Origin of the sequence: Caulobacter sp. BE254 (genome assembly GCF_031457295.1) — a bacterium.
GTDB lineage: Bacteria > Pseudomonadota > Alphaproteobacteria > Caulobacterales > Caulobacteraceae > Caulobacter.
The window spans coordinates 1-24735 of record NZ_JAVDWJ010000010.1 but is presented as its reverse complement, the minus strand read 5'-3'; the positions used below and the strand labels follow the sequence as shown (position 1 = coordinate 24735).

Sequence of the window (24735 nt, the reverse complement as noted above, 5' to 3'; positions counted from 1 at the left end):
GCGCGCTGCGGTGCGTCAAGGTTGGCGGGTATCCCGTCAAGTGGCCGTTTTATAATGGTTTTTGGAGATTTTAGAACCGGGCGCCGGAATCGTCGCGCCCTTACGTGATCGGGGACGGTTCGAGGCGGGCGGTTCCGTCGCAGAACGGGGGCGTCGTCGCCCCTGGTTTGGACGCGGTCCACAGATTTCCCTCGCCTCGCCCGTCGCGCCAACCCTATGGTACCGCAACCATGACCGGACGCCTCAATGCGCCGGCGGGCTCATTGAGGGAAGAACCAGTCATGATCCGCGTCCCCCGCAGTCTGCTCGGCGCCGCGGCGCTGTGCGCGCTCCTCGCGCCCGCCGCGCTGTCGTCGAGCGCCCAGGCCGCGCCCGCCGCCAAGCCGCAGCCCCTGCCGGCCTACAAGAACTTCCGCGCCGCCATCTATATCGCGGTCAACAACGCCAAGGAGCTGGCCGACAAGGCCACGTTCGACCGAGAGTTCGAGCGCGCCAGCCGCCAGCTGCATTTCGACAAGGTCTATCTGGAGGTCTATCGCGACAAGAACTTCGCCACCGACGAGCAGATCGAGCGGGTCAAGGGCTGGTTCGAGGAGCGCGGCGTCACCGTGGCCGGCGGGATCACCCTGGCGGCCGGCGGCGAGGGCGGCCAGTTCGGCACCTTCGACTACGAAAAGCCCGCCGACAGGGCGGAGTGCGAAAAGGCCGTGCGCCTGGCGGCCAAGCACTTCGACGAGGTGATCCTCGACGACTTCTTCTTCTACACGTCGAAAAGCCCCGCCGACATCGCCGCCAAGGGCGACCGCTCCTGGAGCCAGTACCGGCTGGAGACCATGCGCAAGGTCAGCCAGGACCTGGTGCTGGGCCCGGCCAAGGCGGTCAATCCCAAGGTGCGGATGATCATCAAGTACCCCAATTGGTACGAGCACTTCCAGGGCACGGGCTACGACCTGGAGAAGCAGTCGCAGATGTTCGACGGCATCTATACCGGCACCGAGACCCGCGACCCGGTGGTCACCGACCAGCTGTTGCAGCAGTACGAGAGCTATTCGATCGTCCGCTACTACGACAACATCCGCCCCAAAGGCTCCAACGGCGGCAAGGGCAACGGCGGCGGTTGGGTCGACACCTTCTCGACCCTCTATGTCGACCGCTACGCCGAGCAGCTGTGGGACACCCTGCTGGCCAAGGCGCCGGAGATCACCCTATTCAACTGGCGGCCGATGAACGAGCCCAAGGCCGTCGAGCCGGGCGCGCGTCCGTGGAAGGACAAGGCCACCAGCTTCGACTGGAAGGCGATGGTCGCCAGCTACAGGCCCTCGGGCCAAGCGGGCGATCCTGGTCCCGGCTGGGGCCGGGCGGCGGGCTGGTCGCTGGAGAAGATCGACAAGGACCTGGGCCTGCTGGGCCAGCCGATCGGCATCGCGTCGTACAAGCCCTACCAGTCGTCGGGCGAGGACTTCCTGCACAACTATCTGGGCAATATCGGCATCCCGATCGAGCTGTCGCCCAACTTCCCCAAGGGCGCCGACGTCGCCCTGCTGACCCAGGCGGCGGCCAAGGACCCGAAGATCGTCGAGGAGATCAAGGGCAACCTGCTGGCCGGCAAGACGGTGTTCATCACCTCGGGCCTGCTGGGCGCTTTGCAAGGCAAGGGGATCGAGGACATCCTCGAGGTGCGCGACACCGGCCGCAAGGTGGCCCTGCACGACTTCCTGAACGGCTACGGCGCGGGCAACGGCGAGAGCCTGAACGACCCCAAACGCGAGACCCCGCCGGTGCTGTTCCCGGAGCTGGCCTTCTACACCAACGACAGCTGGGGGATCATCCGCGGCGTGGCCAACGCCAAGGGCTTCCCGATCCTGCTGATGAACCGCTACGGCGGCGGGGTGCTCTATGTGATCACCATGCCGGAGAACCCGGGCGACCTCTACAACCTGCCCCAGGGGGTGACGACCGAGATCAAGCGCTACCTGCAGCGCGACTTCCCGGTGCGGCTGGACGCCCCCGACCGGGTCAGCCTGTTCGCCTATGACAACGGGACCTTCGTGGTGCAGTCGTTCCGCGACGACGACACGGACGTGAACCTATCGCTGCTGGGGGCGGGGGTGAAGCTGCGCGACATGGCCACCGGCAAGCTGGTCCAGGCCAAGGCGCCCGACGGCAAGGCCGACGCCTGGCGTCGCCAGGGCGTGCCGGCCCGCACCGAGTTCGCCGCCGCGGTCGCGCCGCACAGCTACATGGTCTACCGAATCGAGAAGTGATGCTCGAGATCCCCGGCGCGAATGGTCGCGCCGGGGATCATCAATTGCTTTTTCCGGCGTTTTGGGGTCTTAGGAGCGCACTTTCCACCAACCAGAAGATTCATGTCGCACCTGAAGAACACCGGCTTCGCCGATCGCATCACCGCCGCCGCCGAAGCCAAGAAGGCCATGCTGGCCAAGATGAAGGTGAAGCCCACCGTTCAGGACCCCAATTTCGAGCAGCGCCACGCCGAGCGCGAAGCCGAGCTGGAACGGGTCCGGGCCGAGCGCGCGGCGATCAAGGAAGCCGCCCGCCAGGAGATCCTGGCCCGCGAAGAAGCCGCCCTCGCCGAGAAGCGCGCCGACCGCAAGGAACGCAAGGCCTTGACCCAGGCCGAGCAGAAGGCCGCTCGCGACGCCAAGTACGCCGCCCGCAAGGCGCGCCAGAAGTAATCCACGACGAACACCTGCTCGCTCTGTCGCGTGGTCCCGGCCCGTCTTGAGGGCGGACCATGCGAGGGCTTGAGAGATGCACGTCGATTTCGCCCTGCTGGCCACCATGTTCGCCGTGGCCATGGTCGCCGGGGCGTTCGACGCCATCGCCGGGGGCGGCGGATTGCTGACCGTGCCGGCCCTGCTGCTGACCGGCATGAACCCCGTCGCGGCCCTGGGCACCAACAAGCTGCAGGGCGCGGTCAGCGCCCTGTCCTCCACCACCGCCTTCGCTCGACGCGGCCTGATCGACTGGAAGACCGCCCTGCCGGTCGCCGGCGCCGCCGCGGTCGCCGGCCTGTGCGGCGCCCTCTGCGCCAGCCTGCTGTCGCCGCGCGTGCTGGCGGCGCTGGTGCCGGTGCTGCTGATCGTCATCGCCCTCTATTTCGGTTTCTCGAAGGGGCTGAAGGGCGAGGACGTCCATCCGCGCCTGACCCTGCCGGTCTTCGCCTTTTGCGTGACGCCGCTGATCGGCTTCTATGACGGGATCTTCGGACCCGGGGCCGGCGCCTTCTACATGGTGGCCATCGTCACCCTGCTGGGCTACGGCGCGCTGAAGGCCACCGCCCACACCAAGCTGGCCAACGCCGCCTCGAACCTGGGCAGCCTGTCGCTGTTCATCCTGAAGGGCGCGGTGATCTGGCCGATCGGCCTGGCCATGGCGGCCGGCGCCTTCATCGGCGCGCAGATCGGCTCACGCCTGGCCATGCGGTTCGGAGCCCGGCTGATCCGGCCGCTGCTGGTGGTGATGTCCTGCGCCATGGCGGTGAAGCTGCTCAGCGATCCGGTCAACCCGTTGCGGCATGCGGTGGTCGGGCTGTTCACCCACTAAGCTCCTCCCCCTGTGGGGGAGGGGATCGCGAAGCGATCGGTGGGAGGAGTTTTAGGATCGTCGATCGTAGGCCTGACGGCCTGCCAATCACTCCCCCCTCCGTCGGCTTCGCCGACACCTCCCCCACAGGGGGAGGACCTTGAGAATCTTACTGCGCCGCCACCAGCTGCTCCGCCGTGCTGAGGTCCACGCTGACCAGCTGGCTGACCCCGCGCTCGGCCATGGTCACGCCGAACAGCCGGTCCATCCGGCTCATGGTCACCGGATTGTGGGTGATGGCGATGAACCGCGTGCGGGTGCGGCGGCGCATCTCGTCCAGCATGTTGCAGTAGCGGTCGACATTGGCGTCATCCAGCGGGGCGTCGACCTCGTCCAGCACGCAGATCGGAGCCGGGTTGGCCAGGAAGACGCCGAAGATCAGGGCGCTGGCGGTCAGGGCCTGCTCGCCGCCGCTCATCAGGCTCATGCTGGCCATGCGCTTGCCGGGCGGGCAGGCGAAGATCTCCAGGCCGGCCTCCAGCGGGTCGTCGCTCTCGATCAGCTTCAGCTCGGCCTGGCCGCCGCCGAACAGGGCCTGGAAGAGGGTCTGGAAGTTGGCGTTGATTACGTCAAACGCCGCCAGCAGGCGCTCGCGGCCCTCGGCGTTCAGCTCCTCGATGCCGGCCCGCAGCTTGCCCACCGCGCCCGACAGGTCGGCCCGTTCGGTGCGCATGGTCTCCAGCCGCGCGGCATATTCGTTGGCCTCCTCCTCGGCGCGCAGGTTCACCGGACCGATCGCGTCCCGCTCTCTTTCGAGAGCAAAGAGGTGAGCTTCCACGCCCGCGGCGTCCTTGGGCACGGCCACGGCCTCGCCGGCCACGTGCCGGCCCAGTTCCTCCGGCTCCATGCGGGCCTGCTCGCGGATCGCCCCGGCCACCTCGGCGAAGCGGTCGCGGGCGGCGTCCAGGGTGGCCACCAGGCCGGCGCGCTTCTCGCGGGCTTCCGAGGCGGCCTGTTCGGCGGCGCGGGCCGCGCGGTCGGCGTTGAGGCGGGCGGTCTCGGCGGCCTCCAGGGCGTCTGAGGCCTTGGCCCGGCGATCCTCGGCGGCGGCGAACTGCTCGACGATGACCACCAGCTTGCCGGCCAGCACGGTCGGCGCCTCGCGGGCGGCCTCCAGGGCGGCGGCGGCCTTGATCCGATCGGCCTCCAGGCTGGTCTCGCGCCGGCTTGAGGCCTCGCGGCGCTTGGCCCAGTCGGCGTGGTCGCGTTCCAGGCTCTCCAGGCGACGCGCCCGGCCGGCGGTCTCGCGGGTTTCCTGGTCCAGGGCCGAGCGGGCGGCGGCGGCGGTTTCACGAGCGGCGGTCGCGGCCTGGCGGGCGGCGGCCAGGCGTGGGGCCAGGTCCTCGGCGCTCTCGACCCCGGCGCTCTCGGCGCGGACGGCGGCCAGGGCCGTGTCGGCCTCGACCCGCTCGGCCTCGAAGCGGGCGATGGTGTCGTCCAGCGACTGGGCGCGCGCCTCGCGCTGGGCGGACTCCCGCTCGTAGCGGGCCACCTGCTCGCGCGCCCCGGTCAGCAGGCGCTCGGCGTCGGGCGGGCCGCGCCGCTTGTCCCGCAAGGTTTCCTCCGCGACCCGCAGGGCGTCGGCGGCGGTCTTCAGGGCGGCGGTCGCGGCGTCGGCGCGCGGGGCGACCTGGTCGATCTCCGCCTCGACCTCGGCCAGGCGGGTGCGCTGCTCCAGCCGCACGGCGGCCGGCTTGGGCGCGTCGGCCCGGGCCGTGAAGCCGTCCCAGCGCCACAGGTCGCCTTCCCGGGAGACCAGCCGCGCCCCGACCGGAAGGCCCTTGGCCAGGCGGTCGCCGTCGGCCCGCTCGACCACGGCCACGTGCGACAGCCGGGCCGCCAGCTCCGGCGGGGCCTTGATCAGCGGAGCCAGCGGCGTCGCGCCGTCCGGCCAGGCTACGGGCTTGGGTTCGCCGCCCGCCCAGAACGACGGCGCGCGGGGATCCAGCGCCGCCTCCAGGTCGTCGCCGAGCGCGGCGGCCAGGGCCGCGCCGTAGCCCTTCTCCGGCGTCACCGCGTCCAAGGCCGGCGAGAAGCCGCTCTTGGCGCGCGGGGCGGTCAGTTGGGCCAGGCCCCGGGCCTCGGTGCGCAGGCGGCCCAGCTGGTCCTCGACCTTGCGGGCCAGGTCGCGGGCCTGGGCCTCGGCGGCGGCGGCCTTGACGCGGACGGCTTCGGCGTCCTCGAGAGCCTTGCGGGCCGCGGCCAGGCCGGCCTCGGCGTTGGCGAAGCGCTGGCGGGCCTCGGCGGCGGCGGGGTCGACCACGGGACCGACGGCGGCGCGCTCGGCCTTGGCCTGGTCCAGGGCGCGGACGGTGCGGGCCAGGCGGCTCTCGGCCTCGGCGAGGCGCTGGGCGGCGGCGCGGGCCCGGGCGTCCTCGGCGGCGGCGCGGGCGGCCAACTGCTCGACCTCGGTGTCGGCCTTGGCCCGCCGGTCCTCTGCGGCCTTGGCGGCGGCGGCCAGTTCCGGACCGCGGGCCGGCGCGGCGGCGATCAGGGCCCGCAGCTCGGCCAGTTCGGCGTCGGCGCGGGCCAGGGCCTGGACGGCGTCCTGCAGCCCTTGCGCCTCGCGAGCCCGGTCGTCGTCGATACGGGCGAGGTCCGCCGACAATCGCTCGAACTCGGCCTGGGCCGCCTCGGCCTCGCGCTCGGCCCGGTCCTTCTGGATGGCCAGCTGGCCCAGGATCGCCTGGGCGATCGAGGCCTCCTCGCGCAGCGGCGGCATGGCGGTCTCGGCCGCCAGGATCGCGGTCTGGGCGGCGGCGGCGGCGCGGGCGGTGTCCTCGACGGCGCGCGCGGCCTCGGTGGCCTCGCTCTGCGTGCGGTTGAGGGTGTCGCGGGCCTCGGTCCAGCGGGTGTAGAGCACCGCGCCCTGCACGGCGCGGATCTCGGCCGACAGCCGCTTGTACTTCTCGGCCTGGCGGGCTTCGCGGCGAAGGCGGCCCAGCGCCGTCTCCAGCTCGCGGGCCACGTCCTCCAGCCGCGAGAGATTGGCCTCGGCGGCGCGCAGCCGCAGCTCGGCCTCGTGGCGGCGGGTGTGCAGGCCCGAGACTCCGGCCGCCTCCTCCAGGATGCGGCGGCGGTTCTGCGGCTTGGCGCCGATCAGCTCGCTGATTTGGCCCTGGCGGACCAGGGCCGGCGAGTTGGCGCCGGTCGAGGCGTCGGCGAACAGCAGCTGGACGTCGCGGGCCCGCACCTCGCGGCCGTTGATGCGGTAGGTCGAGCCCTCGCCGCGGTCGATGCGGCGTACGACCTCCAGCACCGGATCGTCGTTGAACTGGGCCGGGGCCGTACGGTCGGCGTTGTCGATGGTCAGGGTGACGTCGGCGTGGTTGCGGGCCGGGCGGGCGCCGCTGCCGGCGAAGATCACGTCGTCCATGCCGCCCGCCCGCATGGCCTTGGCGGAGTTGGCGCCCATCACCCAGCGCAGGGCTTCCAGCAGGTTGGACTTGCCGCAGCCGTTCGGCCCGACGATCCCCGTCAGGCCGGGCTCGATCCGGAACTCGGTCGGCTCGACGAAGGACTTGAATCCCGAAAGGCGCAGGCGCTGGAATTGCACGGCGCGCGCCCGCCCCTCAGCCCTTGCCGGGCTTGGTTTGCGCCGCCTTGGCGATCGCGCCGGCGAGGGTCTCGATCGGCAGGCCGCCCTCGTAGCGCTGGCCGTTGACGAAGAAGGTCGGGGTGAACTGGATCTTGTCGCGCTCGGCGGCCTTCTCGACCCGGGCGTTGACGGCGTCCAGCCCCGCCTTGTCCTGTAGAGCGGCGGTGAACTGTTCTTCGGTCAGGCCAAAGCTCTTGCCGATCTTCAGCAGGCCGCCCCACAGGTCCTGGCTCTCGAAGATCGCCGCCTGCTGCTTGAAGACCGCGTCGATCACCTGGAAATAGCGGCCCGGCCCCGCCCGCCGGGCCAGCAGGTAGCCGGCGGCGGCGAACTGGGCGGGCTCGGTCAGGAACTCGCGGAACACGTAGCGGACCTTGCCCGTATCGATGAACCGGGCCTTGAAGGCCGGGAACACCTCGTTGTTCCAGTGGGCGCAGTGGGTGCAGGACAGCGAGGCGTACTCCACCACCTGCACCTTGGCCTTGGGCAAGCCCAAGGCCATGTCGCCCTCGGCCGGCGGCAGCGGCGCGGCGCGCGCGATCGTCGGCGCGGCGATGATCGCCGCGCCCGAGGCCGCCCATCCCAAGACAGGGAGACCCGTTCCGATCAAGGCGCGCCGGTCGAGGATCATTTGGCGGCGGCCTCGGCCGCGGCGATGGCGGCGTCCAGTTGGGCCATCGACTGCTCGCCGCCGTCGTCGCCGCCGGCCTTCTTGCCATTGATGACGAAGGTCGGGGTGCCGGTGATCTTGGCGTCGGCCTGGTATTTCTCGACCCGGGCGTTCAGGGCCTTGAGGGCCTTTTCGTCGGTCACGCAGCTGGTGAACTGGGCCTCGTCCATGCCGGCCGACTGGGCGATGCGCAGCAGCACGCCGCGATAGTCGCCGGTGGTGAACATCTCTTCCTGCGAGTGGTAGACCGAGTCGAGCACCGAGAAATACTTGTCCTTGCCGGCGCAGCGAGCCATCAGGAACGCGGCCGAGGCCACCTGAACAGGCTCGGTCAGGAACTCGCGATAGACGTAGTGCACGCGGCCGGTGTCGATGTATTTGGCCTTGAAGGCCGGGAAGACCTCGTTGTTCCAGCGGCCGCAGTGGACGCACGAGGCCGAGGCGTACTCGACGACCGTGACCTTGGCGTTGGCGTTGCCCAGCGACATGTCGTCGGCGGACACCGACTCCTTCTTGTCGCAGCCGGCGAGCGCGACGCCCAGAGAGGCGGTGAGGGCGACGGCGGTCAGGAGCCGGCGGGTCAGCGGACGCATGTGATCTTCCCTGGAAGAGGCGTGAACAGTGAAGTTAAGCGCGATTCTTTAGTCGCGTGAAAAGGGCGCGGATAAGGCGTCGCATCAGCCTATCGAACGTCCGGTTGTCAATCCAGTGAGGCCTTGCCGTTAAGGCCTGCCGGCGGCCGGGTTCAGCGCGGATCGCGCAGCACGCCGCGGCCCAGCTTCAGCAGGGCGTCCTTCAGGCCGCCGTCCGGCTGGCTGGCCAGGCTGTCGGCCAGGTCGCGCTCCTGGGCGGCGTCCAGCGGCGGCTTGCGGCGCGAGGCGGCCGCGACGGGGGCCGCCGGGGCCTTCACCGGTCCCTGGACGATGCGCAGCTTGGTCACCGCGCCCTTGCCCAGCAGCAGGTCCAGGCGCTGGGTGATCTGCGGCGCCTGGTGCTGGATCAGCGAAGCCACGGGCCCGTCGACCCGCAGCTCCAGCGTGCCGCCCTCGCCGGTGCGGCTCTTGATCACGCGCACGGGTTCGGTGCGGCGGGCCAGGGTCTCGCCGACGATCTCGCGCCAGCGGGCCTTCAGCACGGCGGGCCCCTGGCCGAACTTCTCGTCCAGCTGCTTGATCAGCGGGGCCAGCGACTTGCCGGCCGGCGGCGGCGGTCGCCGCTGCGGACGCGTGCGGCGGCGCTTGAGGATCTCGAGGGCTTCTTCCGCGGTGGGCAGGGGGCGACGGCGCATGGCGGCAAGGTAGCAGAGGCGAAGGCCTGTGATGATCAAAAAGGGTGTCATCCCGGAAGCCTCGCAGAGGCTGTCCGGGGCCCAGGGGACTGGGCGAAGGCGGTGCGGCTGTCCTGGGTCCCGGACAAGCGCCACGCGCTTTCCGGGATGACAACCGAAAGGGGGCTCCCCCTGTTCTCCCGGATTTGCCATACGAGCCTCATGCTCGACATCCCCGCCCTCCGCGCCGCCCTGCTGGCCTGGTACGACGCCCAGGCGCGGGACCTGCCCTGGCGCACAGGGCCGGCGGCCGGCAAGGCCGGGGCGCGGTCGGATCCCTACCGCGTCTGGCTGTCGGAGGTGATGCTGCAGCAGACCACGGTGCCGCACGCCACGCCCTATTTCCTGAGCTTCACCCAGCGCTGGCCGACCGTGTCGGACCTGGCGGCGGTCGAGGACGGCGAGTTGATGGCCGCCTGGGCGGGGCTGGGTTACTACGCCCGGGCCCGCAACCTGCTGGCCTGCGCCCGGGCCGTGGCGGCCGAGCACGGTGGGGTGTTTCCCGACACCGAAGAAGGCCTGCGAGCGTTGCCGGGCGTGGGCGCCTACACCGCCGCCGCCGTGGCCGCCATCGCCTTCGACCGCCCGGCCAATGTCGTCGACGGCAATGTCGAGCGGGTGATGGCTCGGCTGTTCGCGGTCGAGGATCCGGTTCCCGACGCCAAGCCCGAACTCAAGCGCCTGGCCGGCGAGCTGGTCACCGGCGCTAAGGGCCATGGGCGCCCCGGCGACTGGGCCCAGGCGCTGATGGATCTGGGATCCGGCGTGTGCCGGCCCAAGAGCCCGCTGTGCGACCGCTGTCCGGTTCGGGCCTGGTGCGCGGGCCTGAAGACCGGCGCGCCGGAGACCTATCCACGCAAGGTCAAGAAGGCTGACCGGCCGCACCGCCATGGCGTGGCCTATGTGCTGACCCGCGGCGACGCCACCGCCCTGGTCCGCCGCCCTCCCAAGGGCCTGTTGGGCGGCATGCTGGGCCTGCCGACCAGCGACTGGCGCGATCGTCCGTGGGCCGATTCGGAAGCCGCCGAGGCCGCGCCCGCCGCCGGCGCTTGGCGCGACTTCGGCGTGGTGGAGCACGTCTTCACCCACTTCTCCCTCACGCTGAGGGTGCTGCGGGCCGAGAGTAACGGCGAGGGCGACTTCGTCTGGACCGATCCGGAAGGCCTGGCGGCGCTGCCGAGCGTGTTCCTGAAGGCGGCCAAGGCGGGACGGGATCGCCTGGTCTAGCTTATTGCCTTCAGACGGCGAGGCATGCTTCCGTGCAAGCTCGACCTGAAGTGGATTGATCATGTTGAACTGGTTTCGCCCGAAGGATGACGTCGCCGCCTTCTGGCGTTGGTTCGGGGCGAACGCCGACAAGATCCGGAAGGGCGTCGAACGCCAGGATCATGCTCTCATCATCGGAAAACTAGGTGACAGGCTCTCGAAAGTGCATCCGACCGTGGTCCACGAGATCGGCAAGCCCGACGCGGACACCGTCGAACTGATTATTTCGGCCGATGGCATGAGGGAGGCCTTGCCGGCGGTTCTCGCACTTACGCGCGCCGCGCCGAAGTTGCCGGGTTTCCTCTTCACCGCGTTTCGCCATCGCTGGCCGACCCTGGGCCTGGAAATCCTGGATCGGAAAATCACCGGCGATGATGTTCGTTATAATTCGGCTTTCGACGGCGAGAAGCTCGACTTGGCGGTCTTCATCGACGGGGATTTCACCGAGCGCGAGCGTTCAATGATCGGATTTCTAATGCTCGATCAGGCATTGGGTGAGTATGACGTCATGACCGGGGTCGGAGCGGTCAGCTTTGAAGCCCTCGCGCCACCGGAAGCCCGTCCCCTGGCCGATCTCGCGGCTGAGTTCGATGCTTTTCGGGGCGCCACGACCCACTAAGCCTGCTAGTTCATCCCCGCCCGCACCTGGCTGCGCAGCACGTCGATCGGGGCCAGGCCCTTGTCGGTCTTGAAGTGCCAGTAGGTCCAGCCGTTGCAGGCCGGGGCCGATTGCACCAGGGCGCCGACCTTGTGGATCGAGCCCGACAGGTCGCCCACCGTGATCGAGCCGTCGGCCCGGACCTTGGCGGCGTGCGAACCCTTGGCGCAGTACAGGGTGTCGCCCGGATTGAGCAGGCCGGCCTCGACGATGTTGCCGAACGGCACGCGCGGCTCCGAACGCTTGCTGCCCATGACGTCCAGGTCTTCCGGCGCGATCGGAACGACCTTGGCGATGCGCGCCTTGGCGTGGGCGATATATTCGGCCTCGCGCTCGATGCCGACGAACTTGCGACCCAGGCGCTTGGCGGCCGCGCCGGTGGTGCCGACGCCGAAGAACGGGTCCAGGATCACATCGCCCGGCTTGGTGGTCGACAGGATCACCCGGTAGAGCAGGGCTTCGGGCTTCTGGGTCGGATGGGCCTTGTTTCCGTCGGCGCCCTTGATGCGCTCCTCGCCGGTGCACAGCGGGATGGTCCAGTCCGAGCGCATCTGCACCTCGTCATTGGCCATCTTCAGCGCGTCGTAGTTGAAGGTGTAGCGCTTGGCGCCCTGGCTCTTGGAGGCCCAGATCAGGGTCTCGTGGGCGTTGGCGAAGCGGGTGCCCTTGAAGTTGGGCATCGGGTTGGACTTGCGCCAGATCACGTCGTTGAGGATCCAGAAGCCCAGGTCCTGCACGGCGACGCCGACGCGGAAGATGTTGTGGTAGCTGCCGATCACCCAGATCGCGCCGTCGTCCTTCAGCACCCGGCGGGCGGCCTTCAGCCACTCGCGGGTGAACTTGTCGTAGGCGGCGAAGCTCTCGAACTGGTCCCAGTGGTCGTCGACCGCGTCGACCTTGGAATTGTCGGGACGCAGCAGGTCGCCGCCCAGCTGCAGGTTATAGGGCGGATCGGCGAAGATCAGGTCCACGGACTTCTCGGGCAGGGCGTTCATCGCCTCGATGCAGTCGCCCTGGATGATGGTTTCAGGCCCGAAGGACATGTCCGCTTCCCGTCAAAAACACTGAGCGGAATCATGAGTCTAGCTAGTAAATAGTGTGTTGATGGACATGGTTATCGCCCGTTAACCCTACCGGCGCTCGACCGATTGAGTCTGATCGGACTCAGAAAATCCAGCATCGTCAGCGCGATACTTGATGTTCCCTAATTGTTCTGAAATGCTGGCGACCCGACTTTCGCGTCTGATTTCGAGGGAGCCATGGCCGTCATTCGCGGACTGATCGCCGCCAGCCTGGACGGCTATGTGGCCGGCCTCGACGGGAGCGTCGCGGCGCTAGCGCCGTTCGTCTCGGTCGAGCACGGCTACCAGCGGTTCATCGACCAGGTCGCCACCGTGGTGATGGGCCGGCGGACCTACGACCTGATCCCCAGCCTGGGGATCGGCTGGCCCTACGCCGGCAAGCGCGGCCTAGTGCTGACCTCGGGGCGCGGCGCCAGCGTGCGCGAGAAGACGCGGTTCTGGACCGACGGCCTGCCGGCCCTGGTCGATTATCTGCGCGGTCTGGACGACGGCGACGTCTGGGTGGTGGGCGGCGGCCGGCTGATGGCGGGCATGATCGAGGCCGGGGCGCTGGACCGGCTGGAACTGCTGGTCGCGCCGGTGCTGCTGGGCGAGGGGCGGTCGCTGTTTCCCCGCTGCGCGCGAGGCCTGGGCGGCATGCGGCTGAACGGTGTCGAGGCGCTGGAGCGCGGGGTGGTTCTGCTGGACTACGGGCTGAGCTACAGGTCGGTTCGGAAGCTGGCGGTGGCTTCGTAGCGGCTGGTCAGGCGCCGAGCTCGTCGTCGAACGCTGCATCGCCCAGCGCCAGGTCACCAGACCCCAGCTCGCCAGCCAGGGCCAGCTTGACCGGCGCCCAGCCCATCCGATGGATCGGCGAGGGGCCCAGCCTGCGCAGGCCCTCGACATGGACGGCGGCGTGATAGCCCTTGTGGCCGGCGAAGCCGTAGCCGGGATAGACCGCGTCCATCTCGACCATGATCCGGTCGCGGGCTTCCTTGGCCAGGATCGAGGCCGCGGCGATCGAGCACGACAGGCTGTCGCCCTTGACCACCGTCTTGACCCCGCAGGGCAGCTTGAACGCGTAGTTGCCGTCGACCAGGGCCATGGCCGGCTGGACGCAAAGCCCCTCGATCGCCCGGCGCATCGCCAGGCCGGCGGCGTGCAGGATGTTGAGGTCCTCGATCTCCTCGACGCTGGCCAGGCCCACGCACCAGGCGATCGCGACCTGCTTGATCTCGATCTCCAGGGACGCGCGGGCCTTGGCGGTCAGCTTCTTGGAGTCGTCCAGGCCCTTGGGAACGCGGGCGGGGTCCAGGATCACCGCCGCGGCGCTGACCGGTCCAGCCCACGGGCCCCGCCCGGCCTCGTCCACGCCGCAGACGTGGCCGGGGCCGCAGGCGGCTTCCAGCATCATGTCGGGGCCCGTGCGGGCGAGGGCGGGGGACTTGGGCACGACCTGCTCATAGTCCGTTTCGGGGGAAGGGGAAAAGACCGGGCGTGCATGGCGGCCGCGTGAAACGGCGCGCCGTGAGGATAATTACGCCCGTAATAAATAGCCTTGACCGAGCCCGCCTAGTCGCGGCACTGTAGATTACAGATGTAAGTCGAGGGCGGCATGCAGAACGGTCAAGAGGGGCGTCCGGCCTACCGACGCGACATCGACGGGCTGCGCGCCCTGGCCGTGGCCGCCATCGTGATCCACCACGCCTTCCCCGCCGTCCTGCCGGGCGGCTTCGTCGGGGTGGACCTGTTCTTCGTGATCTCGGGCTTCCTGATCACCCGCATCCTGGCCGGGGCGCGCGACGAAGGGCGGTTCTCCTGGGGCGGGTTCTACCTGCGCCGGGCGCGGCGGATCGTTCCGGCCTATGTCCTGGTGACGCTGGTCACCGTCGCCCTGGCGGCCTGGATCGAGATGCCGCGCCTGCTGGCCCAGACCGGCGCGGCCGCGGCGGCCTCGGGCCTGTTCCTGGCCAATGTCCTGGCCGGCCAGAGCCCTGGCTATTTCGCGCCATCCCTGCAGCAGAACCCGCTGCTGCACCTGTGGTCGCTGGGGGTGGAGGAGCAGTTCTACCTGGTCTGGCCGGCCCTGATCGCGCTGCTGTCGCTGGGCGCGTTACGCCGGGCCCGGGCCGGGCTGGCCCTGGCGCTGCTGGCGGCGTCGCTGGTCCTGGCCCAGGCGATGGTGGCCGGCGGCGGCGGGGTCGCGGCCTTCTTCCATCTGCCGACCCGGGCCTGGGAGTTCCTGGCGGGCGGGATCCTGGCCCTGGGCCTGGTACGTCCGCCCGGCGATTCCCGAGCCGCCAACCTGGCGGCGGGCTGCGGCCTGCTGGCGATCGCCTGGAGCCTGGTCGCGCTGAACCAGGCCAGTCCGTTCCCCGGCCTGGGCGCCGTGCCGGCCTGCCTGGGCGCGGCGCTGCTGGTCTGGAGCGGCCAGGACGCGACGCCCGGCGCGGCGGCGCTCCTGCGGGCCGCCCCGGTCGTGGCTCTGGGGCGCGTGTCCTATTCGCTCTATCTGTGGCACTGGCCGCTGCTGGTGCTGGCCGCCGACGTGGCGCAGCAGCCCCTGACGATCGTCCAGCGGCTGGGCGTGGTGGCGCTCTCGCTGGGCCTGGCCGTCCTGACCTGGCGCTTCGTCGAGCAGCCCCTGCGGCGCGGCCCGGTCGACCGTCCCTGGCGGCGGCTGGGCGGCGTCTTGCCGCTGCTGCTGGCGCCCATCGTGGCCGGAGCGGCGCTGTTCCTCGGTCATGGCCTGCCCCAGCGCCTGTCACCGGACGCCCGGGCCCTGGCCGACCTGGAGGAAACCGACGTCAATCCGGCACGCAAGGCCTGTTTCGAAGGGGCGGACAAGGCCTCGCCCGACCAATGCCGGTTCGGCGCTGCGCCGGGCGTCGCGCCCGGTCCCGGGGGCGACCAGGTGCTGGTCTGGGGCGACTCCCACGCCGACGCCGTCACGCCGGGCGTGGTCGCCTGGGCGCGGGCGCGGGGCTGGAGCGTGCGCGAAGTCGCCCGGGGCGGCTGTCCGCCGCTGACGGGCGTGCGGGTGCGGGTGTTCGGCCGCCTGGACCGGGGCTGCGAGGCGTGGGCGGCCAGGACCCTGGACCAGATCGCCGCCGATCGCCGGCTGACCCTGGTGGTGCTGGCGGCCCGCTGGCCGCTGTATCGCGACGCGCCACCGTTCTACGACGTCAATTCGCCGCGCGTGGCGGTCGACGCCGCCGCCCGGCCCGGCGTCAGGCCGGAACTGTCGGCCGTCCTCGGCGCGACCCTGGACGCCATCGCCCGCCGCCGGCCAGACCTGCGGGTGGTGGTGATCGGCCCCGTGCCGGAACTGACCCTGGCCCCGCCCGAATGCCTGGCCCAGCAGCGCCAGCTGGGCGGGCGCCCCGATGTCTGCGCCCGGGTCCCGGCCGGTCCGCCCCTGGCCCGGGCCATACCCGCCGAGGCCGCGATCCGCGCCGCGGTCGAGGACCGTCCGGGCGTCGTCGCCGTCTTCCCCACCGACACGCTGTGCCGGGACGACGGCTGCGCCGGCGTGATCGACGGCCGTCCGGTCTATTTCGACGACGACCACCTCAGCGCCTCCGGCGCGCGGCGGCTGGTCCCGCCGTGGCTGGACGACGGCTGGCGGCGCCTGTCCGCGCCGCTGGGGGCGCCTACAGGGCGGCGTTGACGAGGGGCGGGGCGCGACCGCGCAGGCTTCGCGCGTCGAGATAGTCGAGCAGCGCCGCCGGCCGGTTGGTCTGGATCACGCTGACCCCGTCGTCGACCAGCCGCGCCCAGGTGCGCCGCCCGTCGGCCGCCGCGCCGCCGGCCCAGGCCCGGGCCCAGACGCCCTTCAGACCCTTGCCGGCCAGGGCGTTGCTCCACAGCCTCACCCGCGCCAGGCGCGCGGCGGCCCGCACGGCCTTGAACTGCGAGCGCCGCAGGTCGCACAGCTCGATCGCCGGGACGCGGTTCTCGGCCGACACCTGGCGGGCGGTGATCCCGGCCGGGTCGCGCGCCGCGCGTCCGTTGACGGCGCCGACCATCGGCATGAAGGCCAGGCCGCTATAGGGCGGCAGGTCGGCCATGGGGGCGGCGTCCGGTTCGGGCCGGGCCTTGACCAGCACCTGACCGGCGGCCCCGCTGGCCAGGACGACCTGGGCCACCTGCTCGGCGATCGGCTCCTTGACGTCGAGATTGACCAGGATGCGGCCCTGGGCGTGCGCCAGAAACGCCTCCAGGGTCGGCGGGGCCTCGCCCGACCGGCCGCCGGGCGACGTCAGGCGCAGCGCCTGGACCTGGCGCAAGGTCATTTGGGCCACCCGGCCGTGGCCGTCGGTGGTGCGGTCGACGGTCGGGTCGTGCAGGACCACCAGCGCGCCGTCGGCCGTGCGGCGAATGTCGATCTCGACCATGTCGACGCCCAGGGCCAGGCAGCGATCCAGCGCCGCCAGGGAGTTTTCCGGCAGGGCCGCCGCCATGCCGCGCGAAGCGGCCGGCGCGTGGCAGGCGCGGTGCGCCACCACCAGCACGCCGTCGGCCCAGTCATAGAGCCGGCCTCGCAGGTCCGCCCCCGGCGGATCCGCCGGGATTTCGGCCAGCGCCGGGCCGGCGCCGGCGGCGAACGCCGCGGCGATCGCCGCGAGGCGTCGGGAAAGGAAACGGGCGGGGCGCATGGTCAAGCTATCCACTGCGCCTATATGCCAGATTCCCGCAACAGTAGAGCGTCAGAAGATCGACGGGGCCATGACGGGCGCCGCGCCCTACCGCGCCAGCTCGCGGCACTGCTCGTGCCGGAAGCAGGTCGTCAGGTGGTCGTTGACCAGGCCCGTCGCCTGCATGAAGGCGTAGACGATCACCGGGCCGCAATATTTGAAGCCCCTGGCCTTGAGCATCTTGGCCATGTCGACCGCCAGGGGCGTCTGGGCCGGGACGTCGCCGCCGGTCCAATGGTTCTGCACCGGCTTGCCGCCGACCATGCCCCACAGCAGGGCGGAGAAGTCCTCGCCGCGCTCGCGCATGTCGCAATAGATCCGGGCGCCGGAGATCGCCGCGTCGATCTTGCCGTTCGAGCGGATGATGCCGGCGTCGGCCATCAGCCGGGCGCGGTCGGCGTCGCCGAACCGGGCCACCTTGTCGGGATCGAAATCGGCGAAGGCGGCGCGGAAGGCCTCGCGCTTGCGCAGGATGGTGATCCACGACAGCCCGGCCTGGAACCCGTCCAGCACCAGCTTCTCCCACAGGGCGCGGGAATCGTACTCCGGCACGCCCCATTCGGTGTCGTGATAGGCCTCGTAGAACGGGTCGCCGTTCATGCCCCGCCAGGTGCAGCGTTGGATCTCGGTCATGCCGCGAGCTTGGCCGAGGTTCACGAGAATTTCCAGAACTTTTCGTGAACGCCTACTCGGCTGGCGTCGGCGCGGGAACCCAGTCGGGCCAATCGACCGTCACCGCGCGGCCGTCCGCCGTCAGCGCCGCGCCCGCGACGCGGTCCAGGCGCAGCAGGGCCATGGCCCGGCCGTCGCGGCCTGACAGCAGCTCGCCGGCCCGCAGCTCGCCCGCCAGCACCTCGGTCCCGAAGGCCGGCGGCGGGCCGTCGAAGGCGATCGGCAGCATGCGGCTCTTGATCGTCCCGCGCCGCTTCATGCGGCTGGTCGTTTCCTGGCCGACGAAGCAGCCCTTCTTGAAGTCGATCCCGTTCAGCAGGTCGAAATCGGCCTCGATCGGATAGGTCTTGTCGGTTCCCCAGTCGGTCGGGCCGGGTACGCCGAGGGTCAGACGATGGGCGTCGTAGTCATCCTCCGTGGCGGTGGGCGCGACGTCGAGGCCATAGGCCCGCCAGCCCAGGGCAGGCAGGCGGGGGTCGGCGAACCATCCCGCCTCCACCTCGTCGACCTGGGCTGGGAAGTTCGCGAGAACGGCCGAGTCCGACGCCACCAGCTCCACCTTGGCCCGCAGCTTGTACAGGGTCAGGCGCGCGAGGATGGCGTCGCGGTGCTCGGCCGCGATGTCCAGCAGCAGTCCGTCCCCCACCGCCACGACGAACAGGTCGTACAGCAGCCGGCCCTGCGGGGTCAGCAGGCCGGAGAACCGCAGCTCGCCCGGCGCGAGGGTCTCGATCTCCTGGCTCAACAGGCCGTTGAGGAACGTCTTGGCGTCGGGACCGGTGACGGCGATGACGGCGCGGCTGTCGAGGTGGGCGATGCGGGGCGTGCTCATGCCTGTACATGTGGCAAGGCGGACGCACCCGCGCCAGTCCTTAACGAAGAGAAAGCTCAACCGTTATCGAGGGATGCGCCGACTCGCCGGACGCCCTATACATGCTCCGATGACACAGCGGGCCTTCCCGATTCTCTTCATCACCGCCACGCGGATCGGCGACGCCGTGCTGTCGTCCGGCCTGATCAAGTTCCTGGCCGACCAGATCCCCAACGCCCGCTTCACCATCGTCTCCGGCCCTCTGGCGGCTCCCCTTTTCGCCCACGTGCCCGGGCTCGACCGGGTGATCGTCATGGAGAAGGGCAAGGGCAAGGGCCACTGGTTCAAGCTGTGGAACCAGGTGCGTCATCGCAAATGGGGCCTGGTCGTCGATCTGCGCGGCTCGGGCACAGCCTATTTCCTGCGCCGCGAGAAGCGCGCGGTCTGGAAGCGCAACACCGGCGAGCCGATCCACAAGGTGGTCGAGGCCGCCAAGGTGCTGAAGCTGGAAGGCGACCCGCCGGCCCCGCACCTCTACATCACCCCCGACGTCCAGTCGTTGGCCGACCAGCTGCTGGCGCCGCGCCCGGGCGAGCCGGCGGGTCCGATCCTGGCCGTCGGCCCGGCCTCTAACTGGGTGGGCAAGATCTGGCCGATCGAGCGCTTCGCCCAGACCGCCCAGCAGCTTCTGGGGCCCGGCGGCGCTCTGGCCGGCGGGAGGCTGCTGATCCTGGGCGGTCCCGGCGACGGGCGGATGGTCGAGGAGTTGCGCATGGCCTCGGCCCGCGGCCGCTATGTCGACCTGACCGGCAAGGTCGACCTGCTGACCGCCTATGCGGCCCTGAAGCGCGCCGACCTGTTCATCGGCAACGACAGCGGCCTGATGCACATCGCCGCCGCGGCAGGCGTCCCGACGATCGGCCTGTTCGGCCCCTCGGACGAGCGCCGCTACGGCCCCTGGGGCCCGCTGACCAAGGCCGTGCGCGGCCCGCGCAGCTTCGAGCAGTTCCTGGCCGTCGACCCCGACCTGTCCCAGGCCATCCGCCACATGAGCGACCTGCCGGTGGCCACGGTGGTCAAGGCGGCCAAGGCGCTGCTGGCCGAGGTCAAGGCCAAGGCGATCGAGGAAGACGCGGCCGAGCCGACCGTCGAGGACGCGGCGGTGACGTCGGAGCTCCAGGCCGTGGTCGAGGATGCGGCGCCAGCGGAAGAGGCCGCGCCTTCCGAAGACGCTATCGACGCAGACCGCACTTAGCGCCATCCCAACTCACAGCCTCGGCAGCCCGTCCATGATCGCCGTCAGGGCCAGCACGGTCTGCGCCTCCATGGCGCTGTGGCCGGCGTTGGTGCGCACATAGGTGGCCGGGGCGGCGCCGACCGACGCCAGCGCCGCGACCAGCCGCGAGGCCTGGGTCAGCGGGCAGACCTGGTCGAAGCGGCCGTGCACGACGTGGATCGGCAGCCGGGCGATCCGCGCGACGTTGCGGACGATATAGTCCGGCTCCAGGAACAGGTCGTTGGCGAAGAACTGGGCCTCGATCTGGGCGAAGCACAGGGCGAAGTCGGCCTCGCCGAACTTTCCCGGGTCGCCGGTCTCGGGGATCATGTTGGAGATCGCCCCTTCCCAGACCGACCAGGCCAGGGCCGCGCGCAGCTGGGCCTGGCGGCCGGCATCGTCGCTTGGCTTGGCGTCGAAGATCGCCTTGTAGGCCCCCATCATGTCGCCGCGCCGCTCGGGCGGTATGACCTCGACGAACGCCTTCCACTCGTCGGGATAGGCGACATAGGCGCCCGGCTCGCTGAGGGCGTAGGGCGTCTTGTCGAACACCGCCGCATTGCCCTGGTACATGTAGAGCAGGTCCTCGCGCGTCCCCAGGAAGACGCCGCGCAGGATCAGCGAGGCCACGTGCTCGGGATGGCGGACGGCGTAGACCAGGGCCAGGGTGCTGCCCCAGCTGCCGCCGAACACGTGCATCGGACCCCGGATGCCGAGCGCCTCGCGCAGGCGGTTGATGTCGGCCACCAGGTGGTCGGTGTCGTTGCGGACCAGGGCGACGGCGGGGCCGTGCGAGGCGACGGTCGGCGTGCTCTTGCCGCAGCCGCGCTGGTCGAACAGGATCACCCGATAGCGCCCGGGATCGAAGAACCGCGACATCACCGGCGCGCAGGCCCCGCCCGGCCCGCCGTGCAGGAACATCACCGGCTCGCCCTGCGGGTTACCGTATTCCTCCCAGTAGAGCGTGTGATCGGGCGCCTGGTCGACCGGCAGCATCCCGGTGCGGTTGGGCCGGGCTTGCGGATACTTCCACTCGTCCGTGACCTTGCTGGCGGCCTGGAGCCTGGAGAAGTCCATCGGAGCCTCGTTGCTGTTTGAGGAAACGACGGGGAGGTGCGCCCGTCGCGCGCGGCGGTCAATGTCGGTTTTGGCTTGCGGTAGCCCAGGCGCACTCCTAGGACGGGCCTGCATTCGAACAGTGCGTGGTCCTCGTCCTTCGACAAGCTCAGGATGAGGACCATTCACAGGCTACGGCGTTAGAAAAACCTCATCCTGAGCTTGTCGAAGGACGAGGTTTTCGCCACAGCCGTTAGACGTCGATCTGTCCTAGACCGCCCAAACTCACTGGGAGCTCAGCCTCATGACCCAGACCTTCGACCTGATCGTGCGCGGCGGCGAGGTGGTCAACCACGCGGGCCGCGGCTTCGCCGACATCGGCGTGCGCGGCGGCAAGATCGTCGCCATCGGCGACCTGTCCCAGGCCAGCGCCGGCGAGGTGTTCGACGCCGCCGGCCTGACCGTGCTGCCCGGCGTCATCGACAGCCAGGTCCACTTCCGCGAGCCCGGCCTGGAGTGGAAGGAAGACCTGGAGAGCGGTTCGCGCGGCGCGGCCCTGGGCGGGGTGGTGGCGGTGTTCGAGATGCCCAACACCGAGCCGACCACCACCGATCCCGACGCCCTGGCCGACAAGCTGGCCCGCGCCAAGGGTCGCATGCACACCGACCACGCCTTCTATGTCGGCGGCACCCACGAGAACGCGACCTTCCTGGGCGAGTTGGAGCGCCTGCCGGGCTGCTGCGGCATCAAGGTGTTCATGGGCGCCTCGACCGGCACCCTGCTGGTCCAGGACGACGAGGGCGTCGAGAACGTGCTGCGGCATGTCAACCGCCGCGCGGCGTTCCACTCCGAGGACGAATACCGCTTGGCCGAGCGTCGCAGCCTGGCCCGGCCCGGCGACTGGACCAGCCATCCGGAGGTCCGCGACGCCCAGGCCGCCCTGCAGTCGACCCATCGCCTGGTGAACATCGCCAAGCGCCTGGGCAAGCGCATCCACGTGCTGCACGTCACCACCCACCAGGAGATCGACTTCCTGGCCCGGAACAAGGACGTGGCCAGCGTCGAGGTCACGCCCCAGCACCTGACCCTGGTCGCGCCCGAGGCCTATGAGCGGCTGAAGGGCTTCGCCCAGATGAACCCGCCGATCCGCTCGGCCGAGCACGTGGCCGGCGTTTGGCGCGGGATCGAGACGGGCATCGCCGACGTGCTGGGCAGCGACCACGCCCCCCACACCCGCGAGGAAAAGGCCCGGCCCTATCCGGCCTCGCCCTCGGGCATGCCCGGCGTCCAGACGCTTGTTCCCATCATGCTGACGCATGTCGTGAATGGCAGGCTGTCGCTGGAGCGCTTCGTCGACCTGACCAGCCACGGGGTCAACCGCGTGTTCGGCCTGGCCGACAAGGGCCGCATCGCCGAGGGCTTCGACGCCGACTTCACCATCGTCGACATGAAGGCCCGGCGCATCATCACCCACGACTGGATGGCCACCCGCTCGGGCTGGACCCCGTTCGACGGCTTCGAGGCCAAGGCCTGGCCGGTGGCGACCATCGTGCGTGGGACCGTGGTCATGCGCGACGACGAGATCGTGGCGGAGGGGACGGGCGCGCCGGTAAGGTTCCTGGAGACGCTGGCGGGCTGACGCAAAAGGCCCTCCCCCTATGGGGGAGGTGTCGGCGCAGCCGACGGAGGGGGGAGTTTGCCGAGGTGGGTCTACGCCCCCCACCGGCGCCTTCGCGCCGCCTCCCCCACAGGGGGAGGACCTATCTCCCTCGACTTTTCTTCACCACCCTGTCGAATCCACTCCACCTCGCGCGTCTTTCAGCGAGGGCGCGCGCCCGTGCGCCGACGGAGGGTTCGATGAAGTACCTGCTGATGATCTATTCCAGCGAAGCCGAGTGGGCGCGGCCCGAGACCGATCCGATCAAGCCGGGCGTCATCGCCGCGCATGAGGCGCTGCAGGCGGAGCTGCGGGCCGGCGGCGTGGCCTGGCTGGGGGCGCGGCTGGTCAATACCCCGTCGGCTCGCACCATCGCCCAGACCGCCGACGGCCACGTGGTCCATGACGGGCCGTTCGCCGAGACCAAGGAGCAGCTGGCCGGCTTCTACCTGGTCGAGGCGCCGGACATGGCGGCCGCCGAGGCCTGGGCCCGGAAGATCCCGCAGATCCCGGGCGGCAAGGTCGAGATCCGGGCGATCGCGCACGAGGTCGCCTGAGGCTGACGACCGGGCGCGCCGAAAAACTTGCGGGCGAATGTCGAGTCCGGCCAGGCTGCCCCGTCTCTGATCCGAGACCGGCCGGCGCTCCCGCCGATCCGGCCATCGAGGAGGACCGATCCATGCAATACGCCTTGCTGATCTACGAGGACGAGACGGCCTATCGCGACGAGAACGGCCGCGCCTGGAAGGAGATCATCGCCCAGCACCAGGCCTTCGCGGCCGAACTGGTCGAGAAAGGTCTGCTGCGGGGTGGCGCGGGGCTGAAGACCACCAACACCGCCACCACCGTGCGCCGGGCCGGCGGCCAGTGCGGCCTGCACGATGGACCGTTCGCCGAGAGCAAGGAGCAGCTGGGCGGCTTCTACCTGATCGAGGCGGACGACCTGGACGCCGCCCTGGCCTGGGCCCGCAAATTGCCCCTGGCCGGCGACGGCTCGGTCGAGGTCCGGCCGATCATTGACGGGACGACCTGACCGCGATGGGCAGGAGTCTCCTCGACCAGGCGGCCCGGGCGCACGGCGGGCGGGTGATCGCCGCCCTGGCCGCCAAGTTCCGCGACCTGGACCTGGCCGAGGAGGCCTTCGCCGAAGCCTGCCTGGCCGCCGCCCAGGCTTGGCCCAAGGACAGTGAGCCGCGCGATCCCGCCGCCTGGCTCTACAGCGTCGCCCAGCGGCGGGCGCTGGACATGCTGCGGCGGCGCGGGGTGCGGACCCGGCTGGTCCCCGACCCGCCGGCGCCGCCCCCCAGCGCGGAGGACGCCATGATCGACGACGCCCGCCTGATCCCCGACGAGCGGCTGCGGCTGATCTTCGTCTGCTGCCACCCGGCCGTGGCGCCCGACGCCCGCGCGGCCCTGACCCTGCGCCTGGTCTGCGGCCTGTCCACCCAGGAGATCGCCCGCGCCTTCCTAGTGGCCGAGCCGACCCTGGCCCAGCGGCTGGTGCGGGCCAAGCGCAAGATCGCCGAGGCCGGCATCGCCTTCGAGGTGCCAGGTCCCGAGGCCTGGCCCGAGCGGATCGGGGCGGTGCTGTCGACCCTGGAGATCGCCTACGCCAAGGCCCACGAGGACGCGGCCGGGGCCGGGCAGCACGCCGGCTACGCCAAGGAGATGCTGGACCTGACCGCGGTGCTGGCCGACCTGCTGCCCGACGAGCCCGAATGCCTGGCCTTCGCCGCCCTGGTCCGCTACGCCGAGGCCCGACGCCCGGCGCGGCTGGACGACGGCGGGGCGATGACGCCGCTGTCCGAGCAGGATCCGGCCCTGTGGCGGCGACCGCTGATCGACCAGGCCGAGGCCCTGCTGCACGCCGCCGCCCGCCGCCGCCAGCCAGGGCCCAGGCAGCTTCAAGCCGCGATCCACGCGGCCTGGTGCTCGCGCGCCAGCCTGGCCGAGCCCGCGCCCTGGCCGGCCGTGCTGGCCCTCTACGACGCCCTGCTGCGGTGGCGCGACGACGCGGTGGTGCGGCTGAACCGGGCCGTGGCGGTGGCCGAGGTGACGGGGCCGGCCCAGGCCCTGGCCGAGGTGGACTGGCTGGACTCCGTCGCCTTCCGCGACTTCGGCCCGTTCCACGCCGTGCGCGCCGACCTGCTGGCCCGGCTGGGCCGCGGCGGCGAGGCCGTCGCCGCCTACGACCGCGCCCTGGCGCTTGATCCCGCCCCGGCCGAGCGCCTGTGGCTGGAGCGGCGGCGGGGGCGGGCGGCAGGGCCGTGATTGCCCACACTGCAGCCGTCATCCCGGGCCTTGTTGTTCAGTCCGGGGACATAGCTGACACCTCGGCCCCTGCTTCGCTAAGTCTAGCCAGCCCTTGGGCTGGTGACGT

General features: G+C 70.8%; 22 protein-coding genes. 12 read left to right on the top strand and 10 right to left on the bottom strand.

Annotation, left to right across the window (positions count from 1 at the left end):
* The first annotated feature begins 281 nt into the window (after positions 1–281).
* The 3 genes from J2X41_RS17255 (at position 282) to J2X41_RS17245 (ending at position 3567) form a co-directional block, all read left to right on the top strand.
* Complete coding sequence (locus J2X41_RS17255; protein WP_310083493.1) at positions 282–2264, top strand: hypothetical protein; 1983 nt, start codon at positions 282–284, stop codon at positions 2262–2264.
* Positions 2265–2366: 102 nt separating this feature from the next.
* Complete coding sequence (locus tag J2X41_RS17250) at positions 2367–2696, top strand: DUF6481 family protein (RefSeq protein WP_028037484.1); 330 nt, start codon at positions 2367–2369, stop codon at positions 2694–2696.
* A 76-nt stretch (positions 2697–2772) separates the two neighbouring features.
* Positions 2773–3567, top strand: a complete 795-nt coding sequence (locus tag J2X41_RS17245; RefSeq protein ID WP_310083490.1) for a TSUP family transporter — start codon at positions 2773–2775, stop codon at positions 3565–3567.
* Between the two features lie 148 nt (positions 3568–3715).
* Here J2X41_RS17245 and J2X41_RS17240 read toward each other — a convergent pair whose 3' ends face one another.
* The 4 genes from J2X41_RS17240 to J2X41_RS17225 all read right to left on the bottom strand — a co-directional run bounded on the left by J2X41_RS17240 (position 3716) and on the right by J2X41_RS17225 (position 9162).
* A complete protein-coding gene (locus J2X41_RS17240) occupies positions 3716–7162 on the bottom strand; it encodes an AAA family ATPase (RefSeq protein ID WP_310083487.1) in 3447 nt (1148 codons plus the stop codon).
* 16 nt (positions 7163–7178) lie between these two features.
* Positions 7179–7835, bottom strand: a complete 657-nt coding sequence (locus tag J2X41_RS17235; protein WP_310083484.1) for a DsbA family protein — start codon at positions 7833–7835, stop codon at positions 7179–7181.
* A complete protein-coding gene (locus J2X41_RS17230; RefSeq protein WP_310083481.1) occupies positions 7832–8467 on the bottom strand; it encodes a thioredoxin domain-containing protein in 636 nt (211 codons plus the stop codon). The genes J2X41_RS17235 and J2X41_RS17230 overlap by 4 nt, the downstream gene beginning before the upstream one ends.
* Before the next feature lie 152 nt (positions 8468–8619).
* A complete protein-coding gene (locus J2X41_RS17225) occupies positions 8620–9162 on the bottom strand; it encodes a DciA family protein (protein ID WP_310083478.1) in 543 nt (180 codons plus the stop codon).
* Between the two features lie 201 nt (positions 9163–9363).
* Here J2X41_RS17225 and mutY point away from each other — a divergent pair, with 201 nt between their 5' ends.
* Complete coding sequence (mutY, locus tag J2X41_RS17220) at positions 9364–10428, top strand: A/G-specific adenine glycosylase (protein ID WP_310083474.1); 1065 nt, start codon at positions 9364–9366, stop codon at positions 10426–10428.
* A 61-nt stretch (positions 10429–10489) separates the two neighbouring features.
* Positions 10490–11086 carry a hypothetical protein gene (locus tag J2X41_RS17215; RefSeq protein ID WP_310083472.1) on the top strand — a complete coding sequence of 199 codons (597 nt, stop codon included), beginning with the start codon at positions 10490–10492 and terminating at the stop codon, positions 11084–11086.
* A 5-nt stretch (positions 11087–11091) separates the two neighbouring features.
* Here the strand turns inward: J2X41_RS17215 and ccrM are convergent, their stop codons facing one another.
* Positions 11092–12168 carry an adenine-specific DNA-methyltransferase CcrM gene (gene ccrM / locus J2X41_RS17210; RefSeq protein ID WP_310083469.1) on the bottom strand — a complete coding sequence of 359 codons (1077 nt, stop codon included), beginning with the start codon at positions 12166–12168 and terminating at the stop codon, positions 11092–11094.
* Positions 12169–12384: 216 nt separating this feature from the next.
* Between ccrM and J2X41_RS17205 the strand changes: the two genes are divergently transcribed.
* On the top strand, positions 12385–12942 hold the full coding sequence (locus tag J2X41_RS17205) for a dihydrofolate reductase family protein (protein WP_310083467.1): 558 nt from the start codon (positions 12385–12387) through the stop codon (positions 12940–12942).
* 7 nt (positions 12943–12949) lie between these two features.
* On the opposite strand, the gene J2X41_RS17200 is transcribed toward J2X41_RS17205, so the two are convergent.
* Positions 12950–13600 carry a ribonuclease HII gene (locus J2X41_RS17200; RefSeq protein ID WP_310083852.1) on the bottom strand — a complete coding sequence of 217 codons (651 nt, stop codon included), beginning with the start codon at positions 13598–13600 and terminating at the stop codon, positions 12950–12952.
* 201 nt (positions 13601–13801) lie between these two features.
* Here J2X41_RS17200 and J2X41_RS17195 point away from each other — a divergent pair, with 201 nt between their 5' ends.
* Positions 13802–15856, top strand: coding sequence for an acyltransferase family protein (locus J2X41_RS17195; RefSeq protein ID WP_310083464.1), 2055 nt, complete (start codon positions 13802–13804; stop codon positions 15854–15856).
* On the opposite strand, the gene J2X41_RS17190 is transcribed toward J2X41_RS17195, so the two are convergent.
* The 3 genes from J2X41_RS17190 to J2X41_RS17180 all read right to left on the bottom strand — a co-directional run bounded on the left by J2X41_RS17190 (position 15840) and on the right by J2X41_RS17180 (position 18387).
* A complete protein-coding gene (locus J2X41_RS17190; RefSeq protein WP_310083462.1) occupies positions 15840–16844 on the bottom strand; it encodes a glycerophosphodiester phosphodiesterase family protein in 1005 nt (334 codons plus the stop codon). The two genes, J2X41_RS17195 and J2X41_RS17190, sit on opposite strands and share 17 nt — an antisense overlap.
* Positions 16845–16931: 87 nt before the next feature.
* Positions 16932–17516 carry a DNA-3-methyladenine glycosylase I gene (locus J2X41_RS17185; RefSeq protein ID WP_310083849.1) on the bottom strand — a complete coding sequence of 195 codons (585 nt, stop codon included), beginning with the start codon at positions 17514–17516 and terminating at the stop codon, positions 16932–16934.
* Between the two features lie 52 nt (positions 17517–17568).
* The gene (locus J2X41_RS17180; RefSeq protein WP_310083460.1) at positions 17569–18387 is read right to left on the bottom strand and encodes a folate-binding protein YgfZ; all 819 of its coding nucleotides are present in this window, start codon (positions 18385–18387) and stop codon (positions 17569–17571) included.
* 109 nt (positions 18388–18496) lie between these two features.
* On the opposite strand from J2X41_RS17180, the gene J2X41_RS17175 reads away from it, so the two are divergent.
* Complete coding sequence (locus J2X41_RS17175; RefSeq protein WP_310083457.1) at positions 18497–19621, top strand: glycosyltransferase family 9 protein; 1125 nt, start codon at positions 18497–18499, stop codon at positions 19619–19621.
* A gap of 12 nt (positions 19622–19633) precedes the next feature.
* On the opposite strand, the gene pip is transcribed toward J2X41_RS17175, so the two are convergent.
* The gene (pip, locus tag J2X41_RS17170; protein WP_310083454.1) at positions 19634–20719 is read right to left on the bottom strand and encodes a prolyl aminopeptidase; all 1086 of its coding nucleotides are present in this window, start codon (positions 20717–20719) and stop codon (positions 19634–19636) included.
* Between the two features lie 283 nt (positions 20720–21002).
* Here pip and J2X41_RS17165 point away from each other — a divergent pair, with 283 nt between their 5' ends.
* The 4 genes from J2X41_RS17165 (at position 21003) to J2X41_RS17150 (ending at position 24626) form a co-directional block, all read left to right on the top strand.
* On the top strand, positions 21003–22337 hold the full coding sequence (locus J2X41_RS17165; protein WP_310083451.1) for a dihydroorotase: 1335 nt from the start codon (positions 21003–21005) through the stop codon (positions 22335–22337).
* Between the two features lie 218 nt (positions 22338–22555).
* A complete protein-coding gene (locus J2X41_RS17160) occupies positions 22556–22912 on the top strand; it encodes a YciI family protein (RefSeq protein WP_310083449.1) in 357 nt (118 codons plus the stop codon).
* Between the two features lie 122 nt (positions 22913–23034).
* Positions 23035–23388 carry a YciI family protein gene (locus J2X41_RS17155; RefSeq protein WP_310083446.1) on the top strand — a complete coding sequence of 118 codons (354 nt, stop codon included), beginning with the start codon at positions 23035–23037 and terminating at the stop codon, positions 23386–23388.
* 5 nt (positions 23389–23393) lie between these two features.
* Entirely contained in the window at positions 23394–24626 is a 1233-nt protein-coding gene (locus J2X41_RS17150) for a sigma-70 family RNA polymerase sigma factor (protein WP_310083443.1), read from the top strand.
* Positions 24627–24735 lie beyond the last annotated feature (109 nt).

What these genes read in the sequence shown, in the direction of transcription:
- J2X41_RS17255 (WP_310083493.1), top strand. Translation starts at nt 282, where the DNA reads ATGATCCGCGTCCCCCGCAGTCTGCTCGGCGCCGCGGCGCTGTGCGCG.
- J2X41_RS17250 (WP_028037484.1), top strand. Translation starts at nt 2,367, where the DNA reads ATGTCGCACCTGAAGAACACCGGCTTCGCCGATCGCATCACCGCCGCC.
- J2X41_RS17245 (WP_310083490.1), top strand. Translation starts at nt 2,773, where the DNA reads ATGCACGTCGATTTCGCCCTGCTGGCCACCATGTTCGCCGTGGCCATG.
- J2X41_RS17235 (WP_310083484.1), bottom strand. Translation starts at nt 7,835, where the DNA reads ATGATCCTCGACCGGCGCGCCTTGATCGGAACGGGTCTCCCTGTCTTG.
- J2X41_RS17230 (WP_310083481.1), bottom strand. Translation starts at nt 8,467, where the DNA reads ATGCGTCCGCTGACCCGCCGGCTCCTGACCGCCGTCGCCCTCACCGCC.
- J2X41_RS17225 (WP_310083478.1), bottom strand. Translation starts at nt 9,162, where the DNA reads ATGCGCCGTCGCCCCCTGCCCACCGCGGAAGAAGCCCTCGAGATCCTC.
- mutY (WP_310083474.1), top strand. Translation starts at nt 9,364, where the DNA reads ATGCTCGACATCCCCGCCCTCCGCGCCGCCCTGCTGGCCTGGTACGAC.
- J2X41_RS17215 (WP_310083472.1), top strand. Translation starts at nt 10,490, where the DNA reads ATGTTGAACTGGTTTCGCCCGAAGGATGACGTCGCCGCCTTCTGGCGT.
- ccrM (WP_310083469.1), bottom strand. Translation starts at nt 12,168, where the DNA reads ATGTCCTTCGGGCCTGAAACCATCATCCAGGGCGACTGCATCGAGGCG.
- J2X41_RS17205 (WP_310083467.1), top strand. Translation starts at nt 12,385, where the DNA reads ATGGCCGTCATTCGCGGACTGATCGCCGCCAGCCTGGACGGCTATGTG.
- J2X41_RS17200 (WP_310083852.1), bottom strand. Translation starts at nt 13,600, where the DNA reads ATGATGCTGGAAGCCGCCTGCGGCCCCGGCCACGTCTGCGGCGTGGAC.
- J2X41_RS17195 (WP_310083464.1), top strand. Translation starts at nt 13,802, where the DNA reads ATGCAGAACGGTCAAGAGGGGCGTCCGGCCTACCGACGCGACATCGAC.
- J2X41_RS17190 (WP_310083462.1), bottom strand. Translation starts at nt 16,844, where the DNA reads ATGCGCCCCGCCCGTTTCCTTTCCCGACGCCTCGCGGCGATCGCCGCG.
- J2X41_RS17185 (WP_310083849.1), bottom strand. Translation starts at nt 17,516, where the DNA reads ATGACCGAGATCCAACGCTGCACCTGGCGGGGCATGAACGGCGACCCG.
- J2X41_RS17180 (WP_310083460.1), bottom strand. Translation starts at nt 18,387, where the DNA reads ATGAGCACGCCCCGCATCGCCCACCTCGACAGCCGCGCCGTCATCGCC.
- J2X41_RS17175 (WP_310083457.1), top strand. Translation starts at nt 18,497, where the DNA reads ATGACACAGCGGGCCTTCCCGATTCTCTTCATCACCGCCACGCGGATC.
- pip (WP_310083454.1), bottom strand. Translation starts at nt 20,719, where the DNA reads ATGGACTTCTCCAGGCTCCAGGCCGCCAGCAAGGTCACGGACGAGTGG.
- J2X41_RS17165 (WP_310083451.1), top strand. Translation starts at nt 21,003, where the DNA reads ATGACCCAGACCTTCGACCTGATCGTGCGCGGCGGCGAGGTGGTCAAC.
- J2X41_RS17160 (WP_310083449.1), top strand. Translation starts at nt 22,556, where the DNA reads ATGAAGTACCTGCTGATGATCTATTCCAGCGAAGCCGAGTGGGCGCGG.
- J2X41_RS17155 (WP_310083446.1), top strand. Translation starts at nt 23,035, where the DNA reads ATGCAATACGCCTTGCTGATCTACGAGGACGAGACGGCCTATCGCGAC.
- J2X41_RS17150 (WP_310083443.1), top strand. Translation starts at nt 23,394, where the DNA reads ATGGGCAGGAGTCTCCTCGACCAGGCGGCCCGGGCGCACGGCGGGCGG.